The following is a 23,618-nucleotide window of genomic DNA, read 5'->3' as shown; positions in this document are numbered from 1 at the left end:
ACCATACAAACCAGTCCTTGCTCGCCGCTCTGCTTGCGCTCGGCGTGCATACGGCTGCCCAGGCGGAGGACAGCGAGACGGCCAGCCGTTTCAGCCTGAATGGTTTCGGTACGCTGGGCATGACCCGTTCTTCATCAAACGGTGCCGGTTTCGTGCGCGATCTTTCGCAACCGCATGGCAGCAAGGGCGAATGGAGCGCCAATGTCGACTCGCTGATCGGCCTGCAGGCCAACTGGGTGCTCAGCGACCAGCTGGCCGTCATCGCGCAGGGGATCAGCCGCTATCACATTGGCAGCAGCTATGACCCGGAACTGATGTGGGGTTTCGTGCGCTACGACCCGAATGGTCACAGCAGCTTTCGTCTCGGCCGGCTGGCCACCGATTTCTACATGTATGCCGATTCGCGCCATGTCGGTTACACCTACCTGACGGTCCGTCCGTCGGCCGACTATTTCGGCGTCCTGCCCTTCGCGCATATCGACGGTGCCGATGCGCAGTGGGTCCTGCCGATTGGCGATCTGCTGCTGCGCACGCGCCTCCATGGCGGCTGGCTGAATGAAAAGCTGCCGCTTGCCGACCGCAGCTGGAACCTGCAAGGCTCGCGCATGCTGGGCGGCAACATCAGCCTGCAAAGCGGCGCGTGGACCGTGCGCCTGAGCAGCTCGCAACTGAAGTTCAGCCACAACCTGCCCATAGACGAACTGACCAGTGGCCTGAAGCAAACCGGCATGCCATCGGCGGTTGCGGCGGCGCGCGCCCTCGACGTGGCCGATTCGACGAGCCGCTTCGACTCGCTCGGGGCCGTTTATGACGAAGGCCCGTGGCAGGTCCAGTTCATGGTCAGTCGCGCCCGCCATGGCAGCCAGTCTTTCCAGAACTGGCAGTCCGGCTATTTCCTGGCCGGCTACCGGATCGGCAGCCTGACGCCTTTCGCCGGTTATTCGTGGATACGTTCCAAGGCACGTTCGCTGAGTACCGGCCTGCCGGGCGGCGCCCCCTTCGATGAGCTCAATGCCGGCGTCGCCAGGGTGCTTGCCGACAGCCACGCCGATCAGCACACCACCTCGCTCGGCCTGCGCTGGGACTTTCGCGAGAACATGGATCTCAAGATCCAGTTCGACGCGATACGCGGCAAACCGGGCTCGGTCTTTCCGTTCCGCAACGAAAGCAGCAACTGGAACGGACGCACCAACGTGCTGACCATGGCCATGGATTTCGTCTTCTAGCCCGATCATGCGACTACGCGCCCTCCTCGGCCTCCTTCTGCTTCTGCTCCCGCCTGTCGCGGGCGCCGGCGAACTGGTCGTCGTGGTTCGCCAGGACAGCGAGATCGGCCAGTTGAAGCGCGACGACCTGATCAACATCTACCTCGGGCGCTATCGCCAGTTGCCCAGCGGCAAGCTCGCCGAACCGCTCGACCTGACCCCGGAAAGCGGCACCTTCTACGAGCGCCTGACCGGCAAGAGCCGGGCCGAGATCAATGCCTACTGGGCGCGCCTGCTGTTCACCGGGCGCACCACACCGCCGCGTCAGATCGACAGCCACGAAAAGCTGATCGACACCCTGCTGCAGAATCCGCAAGCGATCGGCTATATCGATTCGACGCGACTGGATCGCCGCCTGCGGGTCATTTTCGAGCCAGGACGCTGATGCGCGAATTGTGGCAACGCAGCCTGCTCGGGCGCACCGTCGGCAACATCATCGTCATCACCTTGCTGGTCGGCGGCCTGATCATGCTGGCGATGTCGATCAACGTTGCCCGCCAGACCGAAGCGGACGCCTACCGGCGCCTCGGCGAGTTGCTCGATACCGTCGAGGATACCGTCCGCGTCGCCTGCTTCGTCGGCAACGAGGAACTGGCCATGGAGGTGGCGCGCGGCCTGCTCAGGAACAGCGAAGTCCAGGCAGTCGACATTCGTTCCGACAAGGGAATGCTGGCGCACCTGGAACGCAATTCGGCAGAGGGAAAACAGGCCGTTTTCGGCAGTCAACCGATACACCGCAATATTGTTTCGCCCTTCGAGAACAGCACGATCGTCGGCAACATTGCGCTGCAGCCCGACGGTGCCGCGATCGATAGCCTGGTCGCCCAGGCGCGCCGCCAGATCGCGCTGCAAATGCTGCTGCTGATCGTCGCGGTCGCCATTGCCCTGACCCTCACCGTGCTGCGCCAGGTCGTCAAGCCGATCGCCGAGCTGTCGCAGCGCCTGAACCAGCTCGACCCGGCCGGCGGCGAGCAGCTGGCCGCACCGCCCGGCCACGAACACAATGCCTTCGGCTTGCTGACCCGGGACATCAATGCGCTGAGCGCCCGCCTGGTCAGCGCCCTCGAAATCGAGCAGCGCCTGCACTTTCGGCATGAGGTAGACCAGCGCAAGTACCGCGACATTTTCGAAAATGCCGAATCAGGTATCTTCATTGCCGACGCACTCGGCGACATGACTTCCTACAACCGTTCGCTGGCCCAGCTGACCGGCCTGCCCTTGCCGGCTGCCGACCACGCCGCCCCCCGCTCGCTGTTCGCCCTGCCCTGGACGGATACGGCTCATCTGCGCCAGATGATCGAGCGCTGCATCGAGAGCAACGCTGCCGTCGCCGATGACCTGGCCCTGCTCCGCAGCGTGACGCCACAGCGCTGGCTGAACGTGGCGCTGACGCCGATCGGTGGCTGCATGGTGCAAGGCATCGTCAGCGATGTCACCAGCCGGCGCAATGCCGAGCTGGCCGCCAAGCGCGCCGCGATCACCGACCAGCTGACCGGCCTGGCCAATCGCCAGGGGTTCGAGGAGTTCTGGGCGAACGAGATCGCCAAGGCACAGGATCAGCACTTCGCCCTGCTCCTGATCGATCTCGAAGGCTTCAAGCAGCTCAACGATGCGCTCGGTTTTCCGGCCGGCGACCGCGTGCTGATCGGCTTTGCGGCGCGCATTTTCTCCTGCATCAAGAACACCGACTGGGTGGCCCGCGTCGGCGGCGACGAATTCGCCGTCGTGCTGCCCAACATCGACGAGCCGGGCAAGCTGGACAGCATCTGCCAGCGCATCCTGCGCGTTCTCGGCGAGCGCTTCTCGGTCAGCGGCCAGGAAACCTGCCTCGGCGCCAGCATCGGGGCGACACTCTACCCAGGTGACGGGACCAGCCTGCCCGCCCTGCTGCGCAACGCCGAGCTGGCGCTGAACGATGCGCGCCACCGCGGCGGCCAGATCTGGAGCCTGTTCAACCAGGACATGCGGCATGCCATCGAGCACCGGCACAACCTCGCCAACGATCTGCGCCTTGCCGTGCAGCGCGGCGAACTGCGCCTGTTCTACCAGCCCATCGTGCATCTGGCGAGCCAGCGCGTGGTCGGCGCCGAGGCGCTGATCCGCTGGCAACACCCGACGCACGGCCTGGTGCCGCCCGACAACTTCATCCCGCTCGCCGAGCAGACCGGCCTGATCAACGCAATCGGCCTGTGGTGCATGGAAACCGCCTGCCAGCAACTGGCAGACTGGCAGGCTGCCGGCCTCGACCTCAGCCTGACGGTCAACGTCTCGGCCCGGCAGATTCCTGACGGCCTGAGCCCGGCCAAGGTGAGCGAGATCGCTGCCCGCCACGGCATTGCGCCGCAACGTCTCGGCCTCGAGATCACCGAAGGCCTGCTCATCGGCGAGTCGCACGATGCCCTGCGCTGGCTGGACGCGATCCGGAGCGCCGGCTTCCGCGTCTATCTCGACGATTTCGGCACCGGCTACTCCTCGCTCTCCTACCTGAAGCGCTTCCGGGTCGATACCGTCAAGATCGACAAGGCCTTCATCCGCGACATGAGCCAGGTCGCCAGCGACCGGGTGATGATCGAAGCCGTCATCATGATGGCCGACGCCCTGCAGCTCAGCGTCGTCGCCGAAGGCATCGAAACCGCCGAACAGCGCGACCTGCTGCGCAGCCTGGGTTGCACCTACGGCCAGGGCTACCATTTCTCGCGGCCGCTGCCGATCGAGCAGTTCCTGGCACAGGTGGCCAGCATCGACGGCCAGGCCATCCCTCAGGCCTGAGCCCCCCTACCCGGCCGCAACAGACCTGCCGGAAAAAACACATAGTCAATTGAAATAAAAGAAATTTCCGTGTAAATTCAGATTTATGGAAAAGACACCGAAATTGCTTGACCTGATGGAGCTCGATGACGGTGCAAAGCGCCAGTACATCGATGCAAAATCGACTTTTCAGGCATGGGAAAGCGCAGTCAAGGAAGTGCGAGAAGTTCGCGGCGGCATGTACTGGAAAAGCGCAGGCCAGACCGAGTACCTGATTCGCACCTCGCCCACCAACAGCCAGAAAAGCCTGGGGCCGAGATCGGCTGAAACCGAATCAATCTACGCCAATTTCACCGCCAGAAAAATCGCCGCCGAGCAGCGCGAAACCGATTTGCGTGAGCGGATGCGCATCAACCAGCGCCTGAATCGGGCGCTCCATGTCGGGCGCGCCCCGGGCATTGTCGTGGACATCCTGAACCGGCTTGATCAAGCCGGGCTTGCCGAATATTTCACCGTGGTCGGCACACATGCCTTGTACGCCTACGAAATCGCCGCCGGGGTCCGCATCATGGACTCGAATGCGATGGAAACACGCGATGTCGATCTGCTCTGGGACACGCGCAAACGCGTGCAATTTGTCAGCAGCATGAAGGTCCTGGGATCCTCCATGGTTGGCATCCTGCGCCAGGTTGACCCGACTTTCTCGATCCGGAGCGAGCAAAAATACACCGCGGTGAACAGCAAGGGTTTCGAGGTCGATATTCTCCGGAGAGAAGCCATCGAGAACGATCCGCACCCGATTCGATTGTCCGATGATGACGATGACTTCTGGGTGACCCAGGCACGCAACGCCGGCATGTTGCTGAACGCGCCGAGGTTTTCCAGCGTCATCGTTTCCAGTGCCGGTTACATGGCACGCATGAACACGATCTCGCCGGTGACATTCAGTCAATTCAAGCGCTGGCTGTCCGAACAGGATGACCGGGAAAACCTGAAAAAAACCAGAGACAGACGCCAAGCCGCAGTGGTTGATTTGCTGGTCACAGAATATCTGCCGCATTTGCTGCCTGAAGCAGCCCTCCGGGACACATCACCCTAAATAAAAAGGCCGGCCCCGCATTTGCGGGAGCCGGCCTGTGCTTGGTCTGAAACGTTTAGACGCGATACTGGGCGACGATCTGGTGCATTTCCTGCGCCAGCTTGACCAGTTCTTCCGAGGTGTTCGATGTCGACTGCGCGGCGGCGCTGTTTTCTTCGGTCATCTGGGCGATCTTTTCGACCTGCTGGGCGATCTCGGTGCTGGCCACACCCTGCTCGCGGATCGAGCTGGTGATGTCGCTGACCATGCCGACCGTATCGGCCGAGCCGCTGCCGATTTCCTGCATCGCGCTGCTCGCCTGCTCGGCGTAGCCGACACCGGCGGTGACCGCACCTTCGACGCTCTGGATGCTGTGCACGGCAGCCTGCGAGCCGGCCACCATCTGCTGGATGGTGGAGGCGATTTCCTGGGTTGATTTGCCGGTACGTTCGGCCAGCTTGCGCACCTCGTCGGCGACCACGGCAAAACCGCGCCCCTGCTCGCCGGCACGCGCCGCTTCGATCGCCGCGTTGAGCGCCAGCAGGTTGGTCTGGTCGGCAATTTCCTTGATCACCGAAACGATGTTGGAGATTTTTTCACTCTGCTGCTCCAGGTTGCTCAATTCACCGGATGCGCCCTGCACCGTCTGGGCAATGCCGTTGATCGACTGGACGGTGGCGCTGATGATGCCTTCACCACGCTGGGCAACCGCGCCAGCGTTGCTGGCCAGACGGCGGGTATCCTCGGCACGGTCGGCGACGTGATTGACGCTCACCGTCATTTCCTCGACCGCAGCCGCCATGCTGGACGCCGCTTCGCTCTGGTATTGCGAGGCCACCGACATTTGATGTGCCGCCGTGGAAACCCGCTGGGCCGCATTGTTGACCGATTCGGCGCGGCTGGTGATCTGGCGGAAACTCTGCTGCAGGCGCTCAAGCAGGCCGTTGAAGGCGACCGAGACGCGCGCCAGTTCATCATGGCCCTTGACGGAGAGACGGGTCGTGAAGTCAAGCGTGCTCTCGATGCGGGCAAACATGCTGACCATTTCACTCATCCCGCCGGCCACATGGCGATAGATGATGAAACCGATGGCGGCGACCAGCAGGCCGATCAGGATTACCGCCGTGATCACCAGGGTTATCGCACGCTCATGGACGCCATAGGCGGCCTTTGCTTCCTGTGCGGCAACATCATGGTTGTATTTGCCATGCTCGACGAGTGCCTTTGACAAGTTATTCACCGTATCAGCCGCGCTGGCGGAAATCTGCATCGCCTCCTCGCGCCTGCCCTGACGTGCCACGGCAAGGAATTTCTCGGCAAAGCCGGCGTAGGCTTCGGCCGTACGCTTGTCCTTCTCGAGATATTCACGATCCTTGTCGTCGGAAATCAATTTTTCATACTCGTTCAAGGCACTGTTCATCTCGGCCATGCGCTCACGGAACTGTTTCTCGTCCTCCGCCCGCTTTTCCGGTTCGGTGTTGAGCAGAATGCTGAGCAAGCGCGGACGGGCGCGCAGGAAAGCGACCTGGGCAGTCTCCAGGGTGCGAATGCTGGGCAAGGTCATATCGTTGGTTTGACGCACCCCTTTGTTGATGGTCGCCATTTGATAGAGACTGAATCCTCCCAAGCCAATCAATCCGGCAACGGCCAGACCGATGAGCAGAACAATCCGTTGCGCAATACTCATAAAACCCCCATTTTTAACAAATACAACACAACAACTGCATATTGCAGCGATAGAAACAGGTTTTTATCACAGAACCAGCATTACCAGTTAACTAGTAATCAAATACATTGCCATAGGTAACAGTTGCGTACATTCCGCGATGATCTGTGCAAATGGACTGCATTACCTCCGGGCTCATCGCCAAATACCGGGAACAAAATTCCGATATCGCATGTCTTCCAAATGTGATATTAATTACAAAATCGACAATCAAGGCAAAGCAACCAAACCCGCACCGGTCGACCACTGAAAAAGGCCATTTTTCAACGGTCGACCGTCCAGCCCTGCCAAGGAAAATGCCATGCACCCAACCCGCTTTCATCTCATCCTGCTCGCGCTCTGCCTGCCCTTGCTGGCGGCCTGCGGCTCGCGCGGCATCCCGCAGCCCGACAGCAGCGGCGAACAGCCGGCGGCACGCGCCGTGCTGCAGGCTTCGGCCGAAGCCCATGGCCTTGCCGCTTTCCGCCAGATCCGGGATATCAACATCAGCTATGCCGGCGAATGGGCCGGACTGGTCAAGCGCCTGCAACCGACGCTGATCGATGCCGAATTTCGCCAGACTTCACAGGAGCGCCTGATCCTCGGCGCGCGCCCGCTGAACGCCCAGCAGCACCGTGGCCCGGGTGGCAGCAAGCAGGTGGTGCGAAGTGTCGATGGCATACAGGTCAGCTACAACGGCACGGCAAGCAGCGACAAGGAGGCGCTCGCCGCTGCGGCGCTGGTCGCCGATGGCTACCGCATGTTCCTGAGCGGACCTTTCTATTTTCTGGAAGGCAACCTGAGCCTGGCGAGCGGGCCGGACGAGGAAGTCGAAGGCCGTGCCTGCCTCAGCATCATCGCCGTGCGCCGGCCGGGCCACGGGCTGTCGGCGGAAGATCGCTACCAGCTGTTCTTCGACCGCGAGAAGCATCTGCTGCGCCGCGTGCGCTTCACGATGGAAGGGCTGGAATCCACCCAGGGCGCGATTGCCGAGGTCGATTTCTTCGAACACCGGCAGATTGCCGGCGTCACCTGGCCGACGCGCTTTCACGAACGCCTGCGCAAGCCGATTCCCGGCCTCGCCGTGCATGACTGGCGGTTGACCGGGCTGGACGTCAATCGCGGCCTGACGGCAGCAGAAATCAGCGGCCCCGCCTTCAGCGGCAAGGCCGAGGCTGCGGCAGCCGCAATTGACTAAGCCGGGCTCAGCGCGTTTCGTCGACGATCTGGATCGCCCGCTCTTCGATCTCGCGCGCCAGCCTGGCCCAGTCGGCAACGGGAGCCAGCGTGGCGAGCAAGGCCGTCGGCTTGATCAGGCCGATCTTGGTCGCACCGTTCTCGGTATAGACCGAAATCCGCCAGGGCAAGGCCAGGCTGAGGCGCATGTCCTGGCTGAGCAGTTTTTCCGTCTGGCGGAAATTGAAAATTTCGAAGACCTTGCACTCGTCGTCGAAATCGATGTCCTTGCTGCGCAGCATTTCACCGAAGTCATGCGCCTGCAGCACGCTGAAGCCGAGGCGCTGGATGACCGGCTCCAGATCGAAGGTCACTTCGTAGAAGGACTTGTCGCTTTCAACGATGTAAAACACGGGCACTCCCTGCGGCTCAAACAAGACAGGGGCGAATGATAGAGGAGATGGACGCCTTGCGGCACAACGGCAAACGCGGGTAATGACAGCTACCGGTCAACCTGTAAAAACAGGGCATTTCCGGACTTTCGGAAGCAGGGATCAAGAAATCCCTCGAAAAAATGCAGGGCGCATCATAGAATAGCCCGCTTGATATTCTTCCAAAGTTCTGGAACGGCCGAGACAGGCTGCCAGACACAGCAGTATTCGATTGAGGGAACAGTCGTGGGAATATTTGAATTCATCAGGCGCCTCTTTGGCGGCAGCAGCGACACACTACCGGCAAGCGCACAAGAGCCGGCCCCGTTTCTCGAGCAGGCCATCGAGGAACGCCGCCACAAGCCGCGCATCAATGCCCGCGAAGGCACCCGGGTCCTGGTCATCGACGACTCGAAAACCATCGTCACGGTGCTGCGCAAATTCCTGCGCTCGGCCGGTTACGAAGTCTACGAGGCGCTCGACGCCGAAGCCGGCCTGCTGCTGATGCATGAACACAAACCCGAACTGGTCTTTCTCGACATCGTGCTGCCCGGCATGAACGGCTTCGCCGCCCTGCGCGCCATCCGCCGCGATCCGGAATTGCGCGAAACCCCGGTGATCATGATGAGCGGCAACGAACAGGCGATGGAACAGTTTTTCGGCACCCGCATCGGCGCCGACGATTTCATGAAAAAGCCCTTTTCGCGGCACGAAGCGTTCTTTCGCATCGAACGCCTGCTCGACGACAATTTCATTCCCCGCCGCGCCCACCCGCTGGCCCAGGCCGGCGCAGAGATATCGGCCGCTGCCGTCGCCACGACGGCAGCCGTCTGAGCACCATCAGCCTGCCTGGCCGTCCTGTTTAAGGACGGCCGCGTAGCCCTCTTCGGCCAGCACCTGGCGCACCGCCGGCCGGGTCAGCATGCGGCGATAGTGGGCGAGACAGTTTTCCGGCAGCGGAATGCCGGTCCGGTCGGCCCAGAACTCGACATAGAACAGCGCCGCATCGGCAATCCCGAAATTTTCGACGACGTAATCCCGGCCGGCCAGTTCGCGGTTGATGATGGCAAAGCCCTGGTCGATGATCTGGCGACCCTGTGCTTTGACCGATTCCTGCTCGGCTGCGCTCGATGAAAAGCGCTCGGTGGTGAAGATGCGGGCAAAACCCTGCGTGTGCAGCGTATGTACCGCGTAGTTCATGATGCCGAGCACGCGCACCTCGCCTTCGATACTCTCCGGCAGCAGCTTGCGTTTCGGACAGGTTTTCGCCAGCCACCAGGCAATCGCCGAAAACTCGGTCAGCGCGCTGCCGTCGTCGAGCACCAGGGCCGGCACGCTGCCCTTGGGATTGATCGCCAGGTAGTCTTTCTTGTACTGGTCGCCGGCCAGCAGATTGACGATCCAGGCCTCGAAGACCAGGCCGCATTCTTCAAGCAGGATGTGTATGCCGGTCGAGCACGAACCGGGCGTCATGTAGAAGCGTTTCATCAGGCGTCGTCCTCCACCGGCACGTCGATGGCGAGCAGACCGCGCTGCCGGATCATCGCCTTGAAAGCCTTCATCACCAGCCGGCCGATCACCGTTTCGGCGAGCACGCGCTGCTCGTAAATGAAGTTTTTCAGCGCCTCGTCGTCCTGGCCGCGGGCACGCCCGATCAGGGCATGACTATCCTCGCCCAGGCTGCCCCCGGGCAGATGCCGCACCGCGTCGTAGAGATGCGCCATGACGATCTTCTCGTCGGCCGCCATCTTGCACTTGCCATCGAGAATCTTGAGCATCACCGCCGTTGCACAATCGACCTCGATCGGCGCCAGCGGATTGGCCGCAACCCAGCGTTCAACGTGCGCCGCAATCACGCCAGCGCCTCGGCCAGCGGCTGGTAACCGCCGTCCACGCTGAACACATTGCTGAAGCGGAAATCGCAGAACATCTGCGCGTAGGTCTTGCTGGCATTGCCCTTGTAGCAATAGATCAGCACCGGTTGCTCCTGGTCGAGTCGCTTCGACCAGGCGAGAAAGCGATCCTCGGCGAGATGCGCTGCCGCCTCGACATGACCGAGCCGGTAACTGGCCAGATCACGCACGTCGAAGATCGTCACATTCGGTGTCGAACGGATCAGGGCGGCGGCCGCCGCAGGTGAAATGCACTGGTAAGGGGTGGGTTGAGCAGCGGTCATGGCGTCAAGGCGAGTAGGCGGATGCAGCGGTCGACGCAAGACCGATGCCAGAAAGCCGCCGCCCCGCCGGACAAGGCCGGGCGGCCTGCCGGCCCGGCGCGGCCGCAGCGCTTGTCGGCTTTGCGACACGACGCTGCCGGCTAGTAGCGGTCGCGATCGGCCGGACGCCGGTCCTGGCGATTCGGCACGCCGTCGCCATCGCGGTCGCGATCCATGCGGTCGGGCACACCATCGCGATCCCGGTCGCGCTCGCCATGACGCGGGCCGCCAGCGCGGTTCGGATTATCGTAAACGACGCAGCCGGACAGCAGGCTGGCGACAACGACGAGCATCAATACGGCTGTTTTCTTCATGATCATTCCTCCGGAAAAGTGCAGCCGGGCAGAAACATTCCCGCCGGCTGCGGGCAGACGCTATCCTTGTACCCCTTGCCGGCGCGGCCGCTCTGTCTGCCACGCCACATAACAGCCTTGCCCGGTATGGCGACCCATCGCTTTCTGCCTCCGCAGACGCCCCGCATTGCATCTCCCGGACTGCCCCGCGCCGACAGGCCACCCTACCGAGTCCCCCATGAAAAAAACCGATCTCTACAAGAGCCTTTCGCAAAAAATCGACGGCCGCATGAAACAGGCCGGCACGCCCGACCGTTTTGCCCAGGGCGGCACGGTCGACCGCAAGGAACAGCGCAAGCTCGACCAGGCGAAAGGTCTGATCCCCTTCGCCGTCAAGCTCGATGCGCAACTCGCCGATACCCTGCGCAGCCAAGCCACGGCGCGTCAGCTCGACCTCAACGCCCTGGTCGACGACTTGTTGCGCAAGGGCCTCGCCGCCGCCTGAACGCGGGCCGGCCAATTGCCCTAGAATCCCCCCTGCGCCATTCACCGCAGGGAGTATTCGTGCCATTGACCGCCACTCGCCAGGACGACGACCTGGTCCGGCTTTTTCACGCCAGCCTGGTCTGGCCGCTGCAGCTCGAACCGCTCGCCACCGACGGCAGCGATGGCCGCCACTGGGAATTCTTCGAAGCCCGCCAGGGCAGCCACCCGTGGCGCCTGATCGACGATGAATTCACCGACGATCCGAGCCAGTTCGAAGAGCGGCATTACCGCGAATTCGTCTCCTTCCTGCCTTACGTGCAGCGCTTCCTCTATGGCGAAGGCCGCTCGCACCACGGCGCACCGGACGACCCGCCCGGCAACTCGCCGATGCACGTCTTCCGGCGCAAGGACATCACCGGCCTGCGCCTGACCCTGCGCAAGGGCCAGCAACCGGTCGAACTGCATATCGTGCACCTCGACCTGTATTTCTTCCACGATCTCGACCTCGTCCAGCTCAATCTCGAAGTCCGCGCCACCGACCTGCCGCTCGCCACGGCGCGCGACATCCTGTTCCGCTTCGGGCGCGCCTATCCGTCGGGCTGGGAAGAAGGCGGCGAAGGCCTGCACAACGTCTATCTCGCCGAATGGCTGAATGCCGACGGCGAGGTCGTCGCCCGCTCCGATGCCGAGCGCCGCGAAAAGTATCTCGGCTACGTCTGCCAGCACCGCAGCCCCTGCGTTTCCGAACACTGGGCCAGCCTGCTGCGGCCGCTCGTGCTGGCGCATTCCGACGAACCCGGCGACCTGCGTTACCGCCTGGTCGAATACCAGCGCATGCCGATCATGGCCTTTCTTGCCGTCGACCGGCCGCGCAGCCTCCGCCGCGAAGACTGGGTACGTCTCGGCCTCGCCACCATGCTGCATCCGGATGAGACGCTGCCGGTCAACGAGCCGATGGTCATCGAATTCGAAAAGCGCTTCTGCCAGGACCGTTTCTGGACCGACAGCGAAGCCGGCCCGAACACCCGCTTCATGTGCACCGGCAATGCCTTCACCGTGGTCGGCGATGCCGCCTCGCCCTTTTTCGTCGATGGCGAGCGCGGCGTGCTGGCGCAGTTCCGCCACCAGTATTTCCTCGTTTTCCTGATCGCCCACCTGCACCGCGCCTCGCTGCTCGTCTTTTCCGAAGTGCTGGTCGATGCGGTGAACGACCTCGACATCCGCAACGACATCTCGGTGCGCCGCTTCAAGCGCCGCATCCGCGCCAATTTCGAGACTTTCCTGCGCTTCACGCACCGCTACTGGTTCCACGAACTGTCCGAACGGCCGCACGTGCAGGCCATCTACCGCCTCTGCGCCGACCACCTGCGCAACGACGCGATGTACCACGACGTGCGCGACGAAATTCGCGAGATGAGCCACTACCTCGACAGCGACTCGCAGCGCCGGCAATCGAACACCGTCGTCCGCCTGACCGTGATCACCATCCTCGGCCTGATCGCCACGGTGACCACCGGCTACTTCGGCATGAACATCATCGCCTTCGGCGAAGGTTCCATCCTCGAACGCGCCATGCACGGCCTGATCGCGACCACGGTCTTCATCGCCCTGGTGCTTTTTGCCGTCGCCAAGTCGAAACGCCTGTCCGATTTCCTCGAAGCGATGTCCGACGAAAGACTGACCTTCGCCGGCAAGTTCCGCGCCCTGTGGGGCGTGATCGGCAACAAGGAACGCTGAAGCGGCTAAAATGGCGGACGTTGCGCCGGGCCAGCCCGGTGCAACGCCGCACTTCCCGCGCGCAGCCTGTGTTCAGGGCCGTTAGCAAAACGCCCTGACCGGACCGACGGTCAGCCCTCCCTTCTGCCAGGTCTGCCGCCATGCCCCAGATGCTCATGCCTTACACCGATGTCGCCGCCAGCGACGAAATCATCGCCAACACCAAGCTGTGGCTGGAACGCGCCGTGATCGGTCTCAATCTCTGCCCGTTCGCCAAGAGCGTCTTCGTCAAAAAGCAGGTCCGCTACGCGTTGACCGCTGCGACGACGGCCGACGAGCTGCTCGCCGAAATCGAAAGCGAACTCAACCGCCTGCGCGACACCGACCCGGCCGAACTCGACACGACGCTGCTCATCCACCCGCAGGCGATGACCGATTTCCTCGACTATCACTTCTTCCTCGCCGAAGTCGATGCGCTCAACCGCAACCTCGGCTACGACGGCGTCTTCCAGATCGCCAGCCTGCACCCGCAATACGAGTTCGCCGGCAGCGAGCCGGACGACATCGCCAATTTCACCAACCGCTCGCCCTACCCGACCCTGCACCTGCTGCGCGAAAGCAGCATCGACCGCGCCGTCGCCGCCTTTCCGGACGCCGAGAGCATCTTCGAGCGCAATATCGAAACCATGGAACGCATCGGCCACGAAGGCTGGAAGAAGCTCTGGCTGGTATAGGAAGCAGCCCACGCTCCTTGCCTGGACATATGTCCGGGCACCGGCCTCGCTTCGCCTGACCGCAAACCCCTCCCCCTCTCAGGAGAGGAAGGTCGGTTGAGCCGGGATGTTTTGCACCTCCCCTGAAAAGGGGAGGCCGGGAGGGGTTTCTAGCCGCGGGAGCCCGAAACCAACTCCCCGCAATCAGCGCCGGGCAAGCAGCAACGAACCCTTTTCCCGCGGATCCAGGTCGATCCGCATCACCTCGCTGAACCCCGCCTCCGCCAGCCAGCCAGCGTAGTCTTCCGACCGGTGCGTCTGCGTGCCGGTCTCGTAAAGCAGGGTCAGGCGGAAGGCGGCCACGAAGGCGTTGAGCGGCCGGTCCTCGATGTATTCATGAATGACCAGCAAACCGCCCGGATTGAGCGACTCGGCAATGCGCGCGATGACGCGGCGATTGTCCTCCGCCGTCTGGTTGTGGGCGACCGACAGGTAGAACACCACGTCGTGCCCGCTGCCCCAGTCGTGGTCCAGCACATTGCCCGGCGTCAGGCTGATCCGCTCGCTCAAGCCGGCCGCGGAAATGGTTGCCGGCGTGTTGGTCAAAGCGCTCGGCAAATCGACGATCTGCGCCTGCAACTGCGGATGCGCCTGACAAAAGCGGATCGAATGCAGGCCGTGCGAGCCGCCCAGATCGAGCAGCCGACGCTGCGCCGGCGCAATCGGCACATGTTTGAGCAGATCCGGCCCGAGATCGCCGGCAAACGCCGCCATGTAGGACGAGAACACCGGCCCGAGCTGCGGCCTTTCCTCCATCGCCTGCCACAGCGTCTGTTCCGGCCCGCCGCGCTGCACGGCCTCGGCCAGCTCGCCCATCATCGGCCAGGCTTCGTGCGTCCACAGCAGACCCGGCGTGTAATCGACCCGGCCGGCACTGGTGAACCAGCGCTGCGTGCTCGCCGTATTGGCAAACGCCTCGCCCTGCTTCTCCAGGTAACCAATGCTGACCAGGAAATCCGCCAACGTCGCCGTGCCACGCGCACTGCTGCCGATCTTCGCCGCCAGCTCGACCAGCCCCAGCGCCCCGCCCGCCAGCGCCTCGAACAACCCTAGCCGCCCCGCCGAAATGATCGCCGCCGACTTCATCATCGGCATATAGACATCAAGCATCGCCAGCTCGGCCGAACCGGTCGGCAGGCAGACATCGGGTTTGTGGGAAGGGAGTGTCATTGGCGAACCTTGGCGGGGGAAACGAAGGGAGGCATTTTACGGATGTGTGGCGGTAGACGGCTGGTTTTTGCTGTTTTTGGGTGGTCGACCGGTACAGACCTCGGAAACCCCATCAACCGTCATTTTTGGCAACGCTCGACAACAAAATGACAAAAGGGTTAGCAGCAGGCAGAATCGGGGAAGGGATCTTGCTGCGCCGTGTTGGGCCGCCATCCATTCCCATGAATATTCTTTCAAATCAGCAAAAAGGCCCGCTGTGTCTTACATCCAGAGTATCTCGTTATCCAGCGTATACGGCGCCGAGCCAGCGTATACATCAAAAACGCCGTCCACTTCACGTTAGGAGCCTTCAGATGAAAAAGCTCATCAGCTCGTTATGTCTGCTACTGGCCCCATTTAGCGCTATTGCAGAAGAATCGGTCGCCCATGTCTTTGGCGACAATGTCTTTTCTATCCAACTTCCAAAGTCTTGGGTGAATAACAACGACCGAAAATATTTTTCATTTTCGTCGCCAGATAAGCGGGTTTCGCTTACTGCATCCGCATACGCGAAAGAGGGTGGAAACCTAGAGGAATTTTCAAACTATAGATTTTCCTCGGTTCATGACTGGTACAAACCAACAAGCCAAGTTAAAAAACTTAAAACCGAAAAGATCTCTGTCATCTATCGCGAGTTCGAAGGCGTCTGGCCGGGCGAAACCAAGCCCACGTTCTACGTAGTTGCATGTGCAAACCTTGGCAAGGCTTATGCCTCAATCACATTCACAACTGATCGCCAAGATTTTCTTGCTAATCAAAACCGTTATGTTCAAATTCTTCGGTCGGTTCAGCCCGGCTCCTAACATTGCGTATATGGACTCCCCCAAAAAGCAAGGAAACTGATCGATAGGTCTGGCTGTTGGATTACGCATGCAGTCGTATATCCGGCATCGATAGTGGGTTCTATTTGACCCGTGCCGACATGGAATCTGCCCACGGAGCGCCAATCGGTACGAGCGGCACGCATGAAGCTGCCGGCAGAGTTATCGGCGTCAATCCGTGTGGGTGCGACCCAATTAGCCATGATGGGCGATCAGTCTCAAAGCAAACGCGAGGAGGGGGAACAACGAAACACGGTTTCTCCTTTCAGGCAGCAATGGCAAAAGTCGACCGGGCGAGCTTCTTTTCCTGACGGGGCTGAGGACTCCCGAACGGCGTGTGATCACGCAGCACGGCATAACAGACCCTGGCCAACTTGTTGGCCAGGGCACAAGCGGCCTTGTTGTGATGGGTCCGTGCCTGGATCTCGGTGGCCCAGGTTCGCAAGCCATCAAGCGGCTTGCCAGCTCGCCTGGCCAGTTCGGCCGCCCGCAACACGGCGCGGGCGCCATGGGTGAGCAACATGCGCAGATAGCGATCTCCCTTTTTGGAAATCCGGCCGAGCTTGCGACTGTTGCCGGAGGAGAATTCCTTCGGCGTCAGGCCGAACCAACTGGCAAAGTGCCGGGCATCCTTGAAGTGGCTAACGCTGCCGCCGGTGGCGGCAACCATGGCGGTGGCTGTCAGCAGGCCGATGCCGGGAATGGTCAGCAGTTCGGTACAGGCCGGGCTTTGCCGGGCCAACGAAGTCAGCTCCTTCTCCAGTTGGGCAATGCGCAGTTCGAGCAGGCGAATTTCCTCGATCAGTAATTTCATGGATTCGCGGATCAACAGCGGGATCGCTGCATTCGGATCGGCCAGCGCCCGGCTCATCGCTTCGACGCCGGTGCGCGCACCTTGCGGCACGACCAGGCCGAACTCCCGGCAGAAACCGCGCAGGGTGTTGATGCGAGAGGTTCGTGTGCCCATCCAGCGGGAGCGGATGCGGTGCAAGCCCTGCAGTGCCTGCTGCTCGACGGATTTCACCCGCACCGGCACGATGTCGGCACAACGCGCCGCTTCAAGCAAGGCACAGGCATCGGCGGCGTCGGTCTTGTTGCGCTTCACATAAGCCCGGATATAGGCGGCAGGCAGTAGTTTGACTTCAATCCCCAGCCCATTGAGCCAGCGGCCCCAGTGGTGCGCGGAACCGCAGGCTTCCATGACAACCAGCCCGACATCCCGGTTGTGGAACCAGCGTTCGAACTGGCTACGGGTCAGGCGCTGCTGCTCGATGACTTTCCAATGCGCATCGGCAATAGCGATTTGGAATACACTCTTGGCCAGATCAACTGCAACGGTAGTAGCATGCATTTCGGACTCCTTTCGTCGAAGACCGATCCCCATCCCCATGAGCACCGGCAACGCCAATTGAGCGCTGAAAAGACGGGGGAGTCCATCCCATCAGTCAAGGCCGCTCCCTCCGGTCGCTGGACGCTGCGCGATAAAGCGCAGCGCAGCGCCCCTTACCTAAAACGTTGACGCTGTAGAAAAACCCTTTTCCAGCCCGATTTCCGGCAAAAAAATGGCGCAGGTTTTCTTTGCGCCTTTTTGCTTTTTCATGCATTTGAACTGGTCAACCGCTGCGCCCTCCTGTCGGGGATGGCGGCAACCGCCTGGCAGGGAGATTCCTTCTCTTGTTGCCTACTGCCCGAACCCGTGATGCGCCAGTTTCTCGATGTTGTGCACCAGGCAATACAGCTTCCATTGCGTGTCGACCTTCTTGCGCCCGCGTAGCGTGAACCGATCCAGCCGCTTGTTGTGCCGCAGGTTGCCAAACACCGGCTCGACCGTGGCAAACCTCCTCCCGTAACGGGCTTTGCCTTCTTCGCTGTCGATGGCCCGCTTCATCCGGTCGGTGTGGCTTTCTTCGGTTGTATTGGCTTTGCCGCGGAAGAAAGCAACCTGCCGAACCTGGGTCTTCTCCGGCGTGCGCAGGCATTTGGCGCGTTGTTCGCAGGGTAGGCAATCGCGCAGGGTGCCGCTGTATTTCGTGGCGAGGCGGCCGTTGTGGATGCAGTTCGTGCCGTTGCGGTAGAGCTGCTTGCCGGCTGGACAGCTACAAATACCAGTGGCCGGATCGAGCGTGAAGTCCTGCGGCCGGTAACGTTTGGCGGCTTTCTTCGGGTGCGCCTTGTCGTAGAGCGGATCAGGCTTCTGCTTGTGTTTGCCCTGGTCCTTGAAGCGTTCGTCGCGTTGGCGCATGCCGTTGTCGGCAATCAGGGCGTTGATGTTCTCTTTGGCCAGTTCCTTGAGGTTGCGTTCTGAGTGGTAGCCGGCATCGGCCGTGTAGAGCGTATCCGGGGTGGCCTGGGCTTGCGTGGCGCGCACGACCGGCAGCAGCAGTTCCTGTTCCGAACCGGTGCCATGGGCTTGCGCTTCGATAATGACCTGATTTTTGGCGTCGACCGCTGCCACGCCAGTAAAGCCTTGTATGACGCCTTTGCCGGTCGCCATCTTGGCGCTGTCCGGATCGGTGCGGTTGCTCTTCCTGATGGCGCCTTTGCTGCCTTTGCGATCCTTCGGGTGATCGGCCAGCCACTGGCGCAGTTCGGCGGCTTCACGCCCCAGGCTTTCGGCCTTTTGCCGGGATTTCTCGGCAAGGTCGGGTTCGACGGGCAGGCTGTCATTTGCGCGGTGGCGCTCAAGCATCTTCCTGGCAGCGGCTTCGAGTTTGTCGGCTTGATGGGCGAAGTCAGCGCGCGTGCCGCTTCTGGCTTTGGAGGCGTTGCTTGGCAGTTTGACGCCGTCAATGGCGAACATCTCCCGGCCGATCAGGCCTTGCCGGTCGCAGAGGTAAAGCACCTGGGCGAAGAGTTGGGCGACTTCCTCGTCGAGGCTGGAAACGAAGGCGGCCAGCGTCGTAAAGTGCGGCGCGGAGTCGCCGCTGAGAGCGATGAAAGTGACGTGTTCGCGGCACAGCCGCTCGATGCCCCGGCTGCTCACCACACCCTGAGCGTAGGCACAGAGAATGACCTTGAGCAGCATCCCCGGCGGGTAGGCGCAGGCACCGCTTTGGTCATTGCGGTAACGGGTGTCGAAGAGGGAAAGGTCGAATTCGTGCTCAAGCAGGTGATGCACGGCATGTTCGAAACTGCCCGGCAGGAGTTGCTTCTCCAGATCCACCGCCAGAAACCTCGGGCTGGTGTCGATTGCTTTGTAGCGGGCCATGGCCTTCTCCTGAACTCGTCTTCAGGTTGGAGCCTTGTTATTCCATATGGTTCACGGCACGATGCGGGCATGAATACTATTTTTCTACAGCTTCGTTCTGAGCGCCCGCTTATTTAGGCTGGCAATTACAGCGACAAGGCCAACCACCCGCCCCACCGGTCAACCACCAAAAAAATCCAAAAACCACAACGCGGCGAGCAGGCATTGCACCCGCTCCCCGCGCCATACCGGTCTTACTTGAAGAACACGACCGTCTTCTGAATCGTCATCCAGCCGCCCCAGCCGAGCGGGATCCAGACGGCTAGCCAGGCGAGGAAGACGCGCCAGGAGTGGCTCGCTTCGTTGACCAGGGCCGAGACGTCTTCGACGAAGTGCTGGTGCGTGTCGTCGGCACCCTTCTTTTCTTCGGCCAGTTCTGCCGGCGTCATGTGGTGTTCTTCCGCTACCTGGTGGATGCGCCAGTTGCAGAGCATACCGAGCACGAGCAGGCCGGCCAGGATGTACATGGTGATGGTGTAGGCGTCGGCGCGCGCCACGCCCTGGTCGAGCTGGTATTCGCGGATGTAGTTCACCAGCACCGGCCCGAAGATGCCGGCGGCCGACCAGGCGGTGAGCAGGCGGCCGTGGATGGCGCCGACGAAGCGGGTGCCGAACATGTCGGCGAGGTAGGCCGGCACCGTCGCGAAGCCGCCGCCATACATCGACAGGATGATGCAGAAGAAGGCGACGAACAACGCCAGGCTGCCGGCTTGCGCCGTGCTCGGGATGGCGGCGTAGAGCGCGAAGCCGAGCAGGAAGAAGGTGAAATAGGTGGCCTTGCGCCCGATCCGGTCGGACAGCGAGGCCCAGAAGAAGCGTCCGCCGATGTTGAACAGCGAGAGCAGGCCGGTAAAGCCGGCGGCGACCGCCGCGATGGCGCCCTTCTGCGCGGCATCGAGGTCGTTGAAGGCAACGTCGACGCCGATCAGCTTGCCGGCGAAGACTTCCTGCAGCATCGGCGAGGCCATGCCGATGATGCCGATGCCGGCCGTCACGTTGAGGCAGAGCACGGCCCAGATCAGCCAGAACTGGCGCGTCTTCCAGGCGACGTCGAGGTGCACGTGGCTGTCGGTGATCATCGAGGTCTTCGCCTTGGCCGGCGGCGTCCAGCCGGCCGGCTTCCAGTTTTCGGCCGGCACGCGGTAGCCGAGCGCCCCGGCCATCATGAACACGAAGTAGATCGCGGCCAGCGCGAGGAAGGTTTCGACCACGCCCACCGAGGTCGGCGTCGCGAAGTACTTCATCAGCTTGTCGGCGAGCGGCGCACCGATCATCGCACCACCGCCGAAGCCCATGATCGCCATGCCGGTCGCCATGCCGCGCCGATCCGGGAACCACTTGATCAACGTTGAGACCGGCGAGATGTAGCCGAGGCCCAGGCCGATGCCGCCGATCACGCCGGAGCCGAGCCAGAGCAGCCAGATCTGGTGCAGATGCACGCCGAGCGCCGAGATGACCAGCCCGCCGCACCAGCACACCGCCGAGACGACGCCGGCCTTGCGCGGCCCGGCCTTTTCCAGCCAGCCGCCCCAGATCGCGGCCGAGGAGCCGAGGAAGACGAAGAACATCGTGTACATCCAGCCGAGCATGGAAATCTTCCAGTCACAGCCGCTGCTGAACACCTGCTCGAAGAAACCCATGTCCTTGGCGCATTCGATCGACTTGGTGATGCCGAGTGCGCGCGACAGCGGCAGCCAGAACACGGAAAAACCGTAGGCCATGCCGATGCACAGATGGATGGCCAGCGCGGCCGGCGGCACCAGCCAGCGGTTGAAGCCGGGCTGGGCAACCGTACGGCGACGGTCGAAAAAGTCAGGTGTTGCGGGGGCTGGATTGGCCGCCATGGAAGGTCTCCCGGAGATTTTGGCAATCCGCCAGAGAGGCGAATAAGCAGGGGGACGGGATTTTACTCCGATCGAGGCCGGGTTTTCGGCGAAGATGGCTACCTGGCCGCAAGAAAACGGGGCATTTCGGAGGCAAAAGGCGCTCCCTGCGTTGATTGCAGGCTTGCCGGAAGCCCGCCAGCCCTCCCGGCGCCGGCACTGGCGCATCAAGCGGCAGAGATCCGGCAAATCCGAAGTGTCTTCGCTACTCGCCCAGCAACTGCGCGCAGCGCCCGGTCACGAACTCGCGCAATGCGCGCACCACCGGGCTGATCTGGCGGCGGTCGGCGCAAAGCAGGTGCAGCGGCGCCGGTTCGCCGGTGAATTCGGGGCAGAGCCGGAGCAAGCGGCCGGCTTGCAGATCCGCGGCAACATCGAGGCCTGACTTGTAGGCGATGCCCTGGCCGGCAAGCGCCCAGCGCCGCGCGACGTCGCCGTCGTCGGAAATGCGGTTGCCGCGCACCTGTACCGACAGCTCCTGCCCATCGCGGAAGAAGCGCCAGCGATCATGCACCTGCTCGCCGAGCAGGAAGCACAGGCAGTTGTGGCCGACCAGTTCGTCCGGGTGCGCCGGCGCGCCGTGGCGTTCGAGGTAAGCCGGCGACGCGACGAGGACGCGCCGGTTATCGGGCGCCACCGGCAAGGCAACGAGCGAGGAATCGGGCAGCTTGCCGTAGCGGAAGGCGAGGTCGACCGGTTGCCGGAAGATGTCGGCCTTGCGGTCGCTGAGCAGCAGGCGCAGGGTCAGCTCCGGGTGCAGCGCCTGGAAATCGTCGAGCCAGCCGAGCATGACGTTGCGCCCGAAATCGGAGGGGATGGACAGTTGCAGCACGCCGCGCAAGGCCGCCGAGCCGGTCAGCGCCGCGGCCCGCCCGTCGGCGAGCAGTTGCATGGCCTGGCGGCAATGTTCGAGAAAGACCTGCCCTTCGTCGGTCAGGCGCAGGCTGCGCGTCGAGCGCCGGAAGAGCTGGACGCCGACCTCGGCCTCGAGGCGTTTCAGGGCGACGCTGGCGGCGGCCGGCGTGATATCTAGGCGGCGCGCCGCGGCCGACAGGCTGCCGTAATCCGCCACCAGGAGAAAGAGTTCGAAATCGCGCAGGGTGTTCATGGGCAAATTCTAGGCAGGATTGCCGCCTATTTTCAAAAAATATTTGAAAATAAATTAGTCAAACAGCGGTTTTTTAATAGATCGAATTCGGCGATGATGGCCGCGTCACCCATCCACCGGAGTATCCGCATGCCCCTCAGCGTTGTTGCCACCATCACCGCCCAGCCCGAACACCGCAGCGCAGTCCATACCGCCCTGCTCGCCGTCGTCGCGCCGAGCCGCGCCGAAGCCGGTTGCCTGCACTACGACCTGCACGCCGCGCGCGACACCCCGGACCGCTTCGTGATGATCGAACGCTGGCAGGACGACGCGACGCTCGACCGCCACATGGCGACGCCGCATTTCGCCGCGCTCGGTGCCGCCCTCGACGGCAAGGTCACGGGCGTGAACATTGACCGTCTCGACCTGCTGTCCTGAGAGGCTATTCACGATCTTCCGAAAGTCATGAAACCAAGCTGCGGCATTATTTGATACGTCTGAAAAACCCCTCCCGACCTCCCCTTGACAGGGGAGGAGCACCCCAAATCGCGCACCGGCGAGCACCCTCCCCTAATAAGGGGAGGGCTGGGGATAAGCAGAGACTTGGCCGCCGTTCTTTGGCGGCTTAGTCGGTTGCTTAGTAGTTTCATCAGGGGTTTGAATGACAAGCGAAAAATCATGAACAGCTTCTGAAACGCCCACCGGTCAACCCGAAAAAACAGCCAATTTACCCGCGAGAAAACCATCCATGAACATCGCCCAAATCGCCCAGACCCGTTACACCTCCAAGGCCTTCGACCCGGCCCGCAAGATTCCCGCCGAAACCTTCGCCCAGCTTGAAACCCTGCTGCGCTATGCGCCCTCCTCGGTCAATTCGCAGCCCTGGCACTTCGTCGTCGCCAGCACGCCGGAAGGCAAGGCGCGCGTCGCCAAGGCCGCGCAGGGTGCCTATTCCTACAACGAGCAGAAAATCCTCAATGCCTCGCACGTCGTCGTCTTTTGCGTGCGCGAAGCGCTCGATGGCGATCACCTACTCGCCGTGCTCGAACAGGAAGACAAGGACGGCCGCTTCGCGACGCCGGACGCCAAGGCCGGCCAGCACAAGTCGCGCAGCTTCTACGCCGACCTGCACGCCAACGAATACAAGGACGCCCGGCTGTGGATGGAAAAGCAGCTCTACCTCGCCTTCGGCACCCTGCTGCTCGGCGCCGCGACGCTGGAAATCGACGCCTGCCCGATGGAAGGTTTTGACGCAAAGATTCTCGACGCCGAACTCGGCCTCGCCGCACAAGGCCTGAGCAGCGTCGTCATCGCCAGCCTCGGCTACCACAGCAGCGAAGACTTCAACGCCAAGCTGCCGAAATCGCGCCTGCCGGCAGAAACGCTGATCACGCACATCTGATCGTTCCCGAGGTCGGGCTTGCTGCGGCGGGCCCGACCTTGCCCGCCCCCCGGGCCGGCGGAGTCATCTGCCCGTCATTCCCC

The 23,618-nt window shown here is 62.2% G+C and carries 24 protein-coding genes; 12 read left to right on the top strand and 12 right to left on the bottom strand.

The genetic code is table 11. The features are described from left to right. Positions 1 to 17 precede the first annotated feature (17 nt). The 4 genes from KI612_RS07060 to KI612_RS07045 all read left to right on the top strand — a co-directional run bounded on the left by KI612_RS07060 (position 18) and on the right by KI612_RS07045 (position 5,112). Positions 18 to 1,226, top strand: coding sequence for a hypothetical protein (locus KI612_RS07060; protein WP_226443111.1), 1,209 nt, complete (start codon positions 18 to 20; stop codon positions 1,224 to 1,226). A 7-nt stretch (positions 1,227 to 1,233) separates the two neighbouring features. Then, positions 1,234 to 1,650 carry a type 2 periplasmic-binding domain-containing protein gene (locus KI612_RS07055; RefSeq protein ID WP_226443110.1) on the top strand — a complete coding sequence of 139 codons (417 nt, stop codon included), beginning with the start codon at positions 1,234 to 1,236 and terminating at the stop codon, positions 1,648 to 1,650. Continuing rightward, positions 1,650 to 4,034: a putative bifunctional diguanylate cyclase/phosphodiesterase gene (locus KI612_RS07050; protein WP_226443109.1), complete on the top strand. Its 2,385-nt coding sequence runs from the start codon at positions 1,650 to 1,652 to the stop codon at positions 4,032 to 4,034. The genes KI612_RS07055 and KI612_RS07050 overlap by 1 nt, the downstream gene beginning before the upstream one ends. Positions 4,035 to 4,119: 85 nt before the next feature. After that, complete coding sequence (locus KI612_RS07045; protein WP_226443108.1) at positions 4,120 to 5,112, top strand: GSU2403 family nucleotidyltransferase fold protein; 993 nt, start codon at positions 4,120 to 4,122, stop codon at positions 5,110 to 5,112. Between the two features lie 55 nt (positions 5,113 to 5,167). On the opposite strand, the gene KI612_RS07040 is transcribed toward KI612_RS07045, so the two are convergent. Then, the gene (locus KI612_RS07040) at positions 5,168 to 6,778 is read right to left on the bottom strand and encodes a methyl-accepting chemotaxis protein (RefSeq protein ID WP_226443107.1); all 1,611 of its coding nucleotides are present in this window, start codon (positions 6,776 to 6,778) and stop codon (positions 5,168 to 5,170) included. 340 nt (positions 6,779 to 7,118) lie between these two features. Here KI612_RS07040 and KI612_RS07035 point away from each other — a divergent pair, with 340 nt between their 5' ends. Further along, positions 7,119 to 7,994 (top strand): hypothetical protein, encoded by an 876-nt coding sequence (locus KI612_RS07035; RefSeq protein ID WP_226443106.1) that lies wholly within the window; start codon positions 7,119 to 7,121, stop codon positions 7,992 to 7,994. A 7-nt stretch (positions 7,995 to 8,001) separates the two neighbouring features. Here KI612_RS07035 and KI612_RS07030 read toward each other — a convergent pair whose 3' ends face one another. Continuing rightward, on the bottom strand, positions 8,002 to 8,385 hold the full coding sequence (locus tag KI612_RS07030) for a DUF302 domain-containing protein (protein ID WP_226443105.1): 384 nt from the start codon (positions 8,383 to 8,385) through the stop codon (positions 8,002 to 8,004). Positions 8,386 to 8,649: 264 nt separating this feature from the next. On the opposite strand from KI612_RS07030, the gene KI612_RS07025 reads away from it, so the two are divergent. After that, the gene (locus tag KI612_RS07025; protein ID WP_226443104.1) at positions 8,650 to 9,237 is read left to right on the top strand and encodes a response regulator; all 588 of its coding nucleotides are present in this window, start codon (positions 8,650 to 8,652) and stop codon (positions 9,235 to 9,237) included. Between the two features lie 6 nt (positions 9,238 to 9,243). On the opposite strand, the gene KI612_RS07020 is transcribed toward KI612_RS07025, so the two are convergent. The 4 genes from KI612_RS07020 to KI612_RS07005 form a co-directional block, all read right to left on the bottom strand. Further along, positions 9,244 to 9,891, bottom strand: a complete 648-nt coding sequence (locus tag KI612_RS07020; protein WP_226443103.1) for a glutathione S-transferase family protein — start codon at positions 9,889 to 9,891, stop codon at positions 9,244 to 9,246. Further along, entirely contained in the window at positions 9,891 to 10,259 is a 369-nt protein-coding gene (locus tag KI612_RS07015; RefSeq protein ID WP_226443102.1) for a hypothetical protein, read from the bottom strand. The genes KI612_RS07020 and KI612_RS07015 overlap by 1 nt, the downstream gene beginning before the upstream one ends. Next, entirely contained in the window at positions 10,256 to 10,579 is a 324-nt protein-coding gene (locus KI612_RS07010) for a thiosulfate sulfurtransferase GlpE (protein WP_226443101.1), read from the bottom strand. The genes KI612_RS07015 and KI612_RS07010 overlap by 4 nt, the downstream gene beginning before the upstream one ends. Positions 10,580 to 10,719: 140 nt before the next feature. Next, entirely contained in the window at positions 10,720 to 10,932 is a 213-nt protein-coding gene (locus KI612_RS07005; RefSeq protein WP_226443100.1) for a hypothetical protein, read from the bottom strand. 217 nt (positions 10,933 to 11,149) lie between these two features. Here KI612_RS07005 and KI612_RS07000 point away from each other — a divergent pair, with 217 nt between their 5' ends. The 3 genes from KI612_RS07000 to KI612_RS06990 all read left to right on the top strand — a co-directional run bounded on the left by KI612_RS07000 (position 11,150) and on the right by KI612_RS06990 (position 13,847). After that, on the top strand, positions 11,150 to 11,416 hold the full coding sequence (locus KI612_RS07000; protein WP_226443099.1) for a hypothetical protein: 267 nt from the start codon (positions 11,150 to 11,152) through the stop codon (positions 11,414 to 11,416). 59 nt (positions 11,417 to 11,475) lie between these two features. Then, positions 11,476 to 13,134, top strand: a complete 1,659-nt coding sequence (locus KI612_RS06995) for a CorA family divalent cation transporter (protein ID WP_226443098.1) — start codon at positions 11,476 to 11,478, stop codon at positions 13,132 to 13,134. Between the two features lie 140 nt (positions 13,135 to 13,274). Further along, positions 13,275 to 13,847, top strand: coding sequence for a DUF1415 domain-containing protein (locus tag KI612_RS06990; RefSeq protein WP_226443097.1), 573 nt, complete (start codon positions 13,275 to 13,277; stop codon positions 13,845 to 13,847). A gap of 183 nt (positions 13,848 to 14,030) precedes the next feature. On the opposite strand, the gene KI612_RS06985 is transcribed toward KI612_RS06990, so the two are convergent. After that, positions 14,031 to 15,056: a methyltransferase gene (locus KI612_RS06985; RefSeq protein WP_226443096.1), complete on the bottom strand. Its 1,026-nt coding sequence runs from the start codon at positions 15,054 to 15,056 to the stop codon at positions 14,031 to 14,033. Between the two features lie 353 nt (positions 15,057 to 15,409). Between KI612_RS06985 and KI612_RS06980 the strand changes: the two genes are divergently transcribed. Then, positions 15,410 to 15,898 carry a hypothetical protein gene (locus KI612_RS06980; RefSeq protein ID WP_226443095.1) on the top strand — a complete coding sequence of 163 codons (489 nt, stop codon included), beginning with the start codon at positions 15,410 to 15,412 and terminating at the stop codon, positions 15,896 to 15,898. Between the two features lie 283 nt (positions 15,899 to 16,181). Here KI612_RS06980 and KI612_RS06975 read toward each other — a convergent pair whose 3' ends face one another. From KI612_RS06975 to KI612_RS06955, 5 genes are all read right to left on the bottom strand, one after another. After that, complete coding sequence (locus KI612_RS06975; RefSeq protein ID WP_226443094.1) at positions 16,182 to 17,267, bottom strand: IS110 family RNA-guided transposase; 1,086 nt, start codon at positions 17,265 to 17,267, stop codon at positions 16,182 to 16,184. A gap of 94 nt (positions 17,268 to 17,361) precedes the next feature. Then, positions 17,362 to 17,520, bottom strand: a complete 159-nt coding sequence (locus KI612_RS06970) for a hypothetical protein (RefSeq protein ID WP_226443093.1) — start codon at positions 17,518 to 17,520, stop codon at positions 17,362 to 17,364. Positions 17,521 to 17,597: 77 nt separating this feature from the next. Beyond that, the gene (locus KI612_RS06965; protein WP_226443092.1) at positions 17,598 to 19,124 is read right to left on the bottom strand and encodes a transposase; all 1,527 of its coding nucleotides are present in this window, start codon (positions 19,122 to 19,124) and stop codon (positions 17,598 to 17,600) included. A gap of 233 nt (positions 19,125 to 19,357) precedes the next feature. Further along, positions 19,358 to 21,007, bottom strand: coding sequence for an OFA family MFS transporter (locus KI612_RS06960; protein ID WP_226443091.1), 1,650 nt, complete (start codon positions 21,005 to 21,007; stop codon positions 19,358 to 19,360). A 244-nt stretch (positions 21,008 to 21,251) separates the two neighbouring features. Next, positions 21,252 to 22,154 carry a LysR family transcriptional regulator gene (locus tag KI612_RS06955; RefSeq protein WP_226443090.1) on the bottom strand — a complete coding sequence of 301 codons (903 nt, stop codon included), beginning with the start codon at positions 22,152 to 22,154 and terminating at the stop codon, positions 21,252 to 21,254. Between the two features lie 129 nt (positions 22,155 to 22,283). Here KI612_RS06955 and KI612_RS06950 point away from each other — a divergent pair, with 129 nt between their 5' ends. Together KI612_RS06950 and nfsB are read left to right on the top strand one after the other, a co-directional pair. Then, positions 22,284 to 22,571, top strand: coding sequence for a putative quinol monooxygenase (locus tag KI612_RS06950; protein WP_226443089.1), 288 nt, complete (start codon positions 22,284 to 22,286; stop codon positions 22,569 to 22,571). A 310-nt stretch (positions 22,572 to 22,881) separates the two neighbouring features. Then, on the top strand, positions 22,882 to 23,535 hold the full coding sequence (nfsB, locus tag KI612_RS06945; RefSeq protein WP_226443088.1) for an oxygen-insensitive NAD(P)H nitroreductase: 654 nt from the start codon (positions 22,882 to 22,884) through the stop codon (positions 23,533 to 23,535). Positions 23,536 to 23,618 lie beyond the last annotated feature (83 nt).

It is taken from the genome of Quatrionicoccus australiensis (assembly GCF_020510525.1).
GTDB classification, from domain to species: Bacteria; Pseudomonadota; Gammaproteobacteria; order Burkholderiales; family Rhodocyclaceae; genus Azonexus; species Azonexus australiensis_B.
Note: the sequence above shows the minus strand (reverse complement) of the source record. Positions and strands in the feature narration are given on the sequence as shown.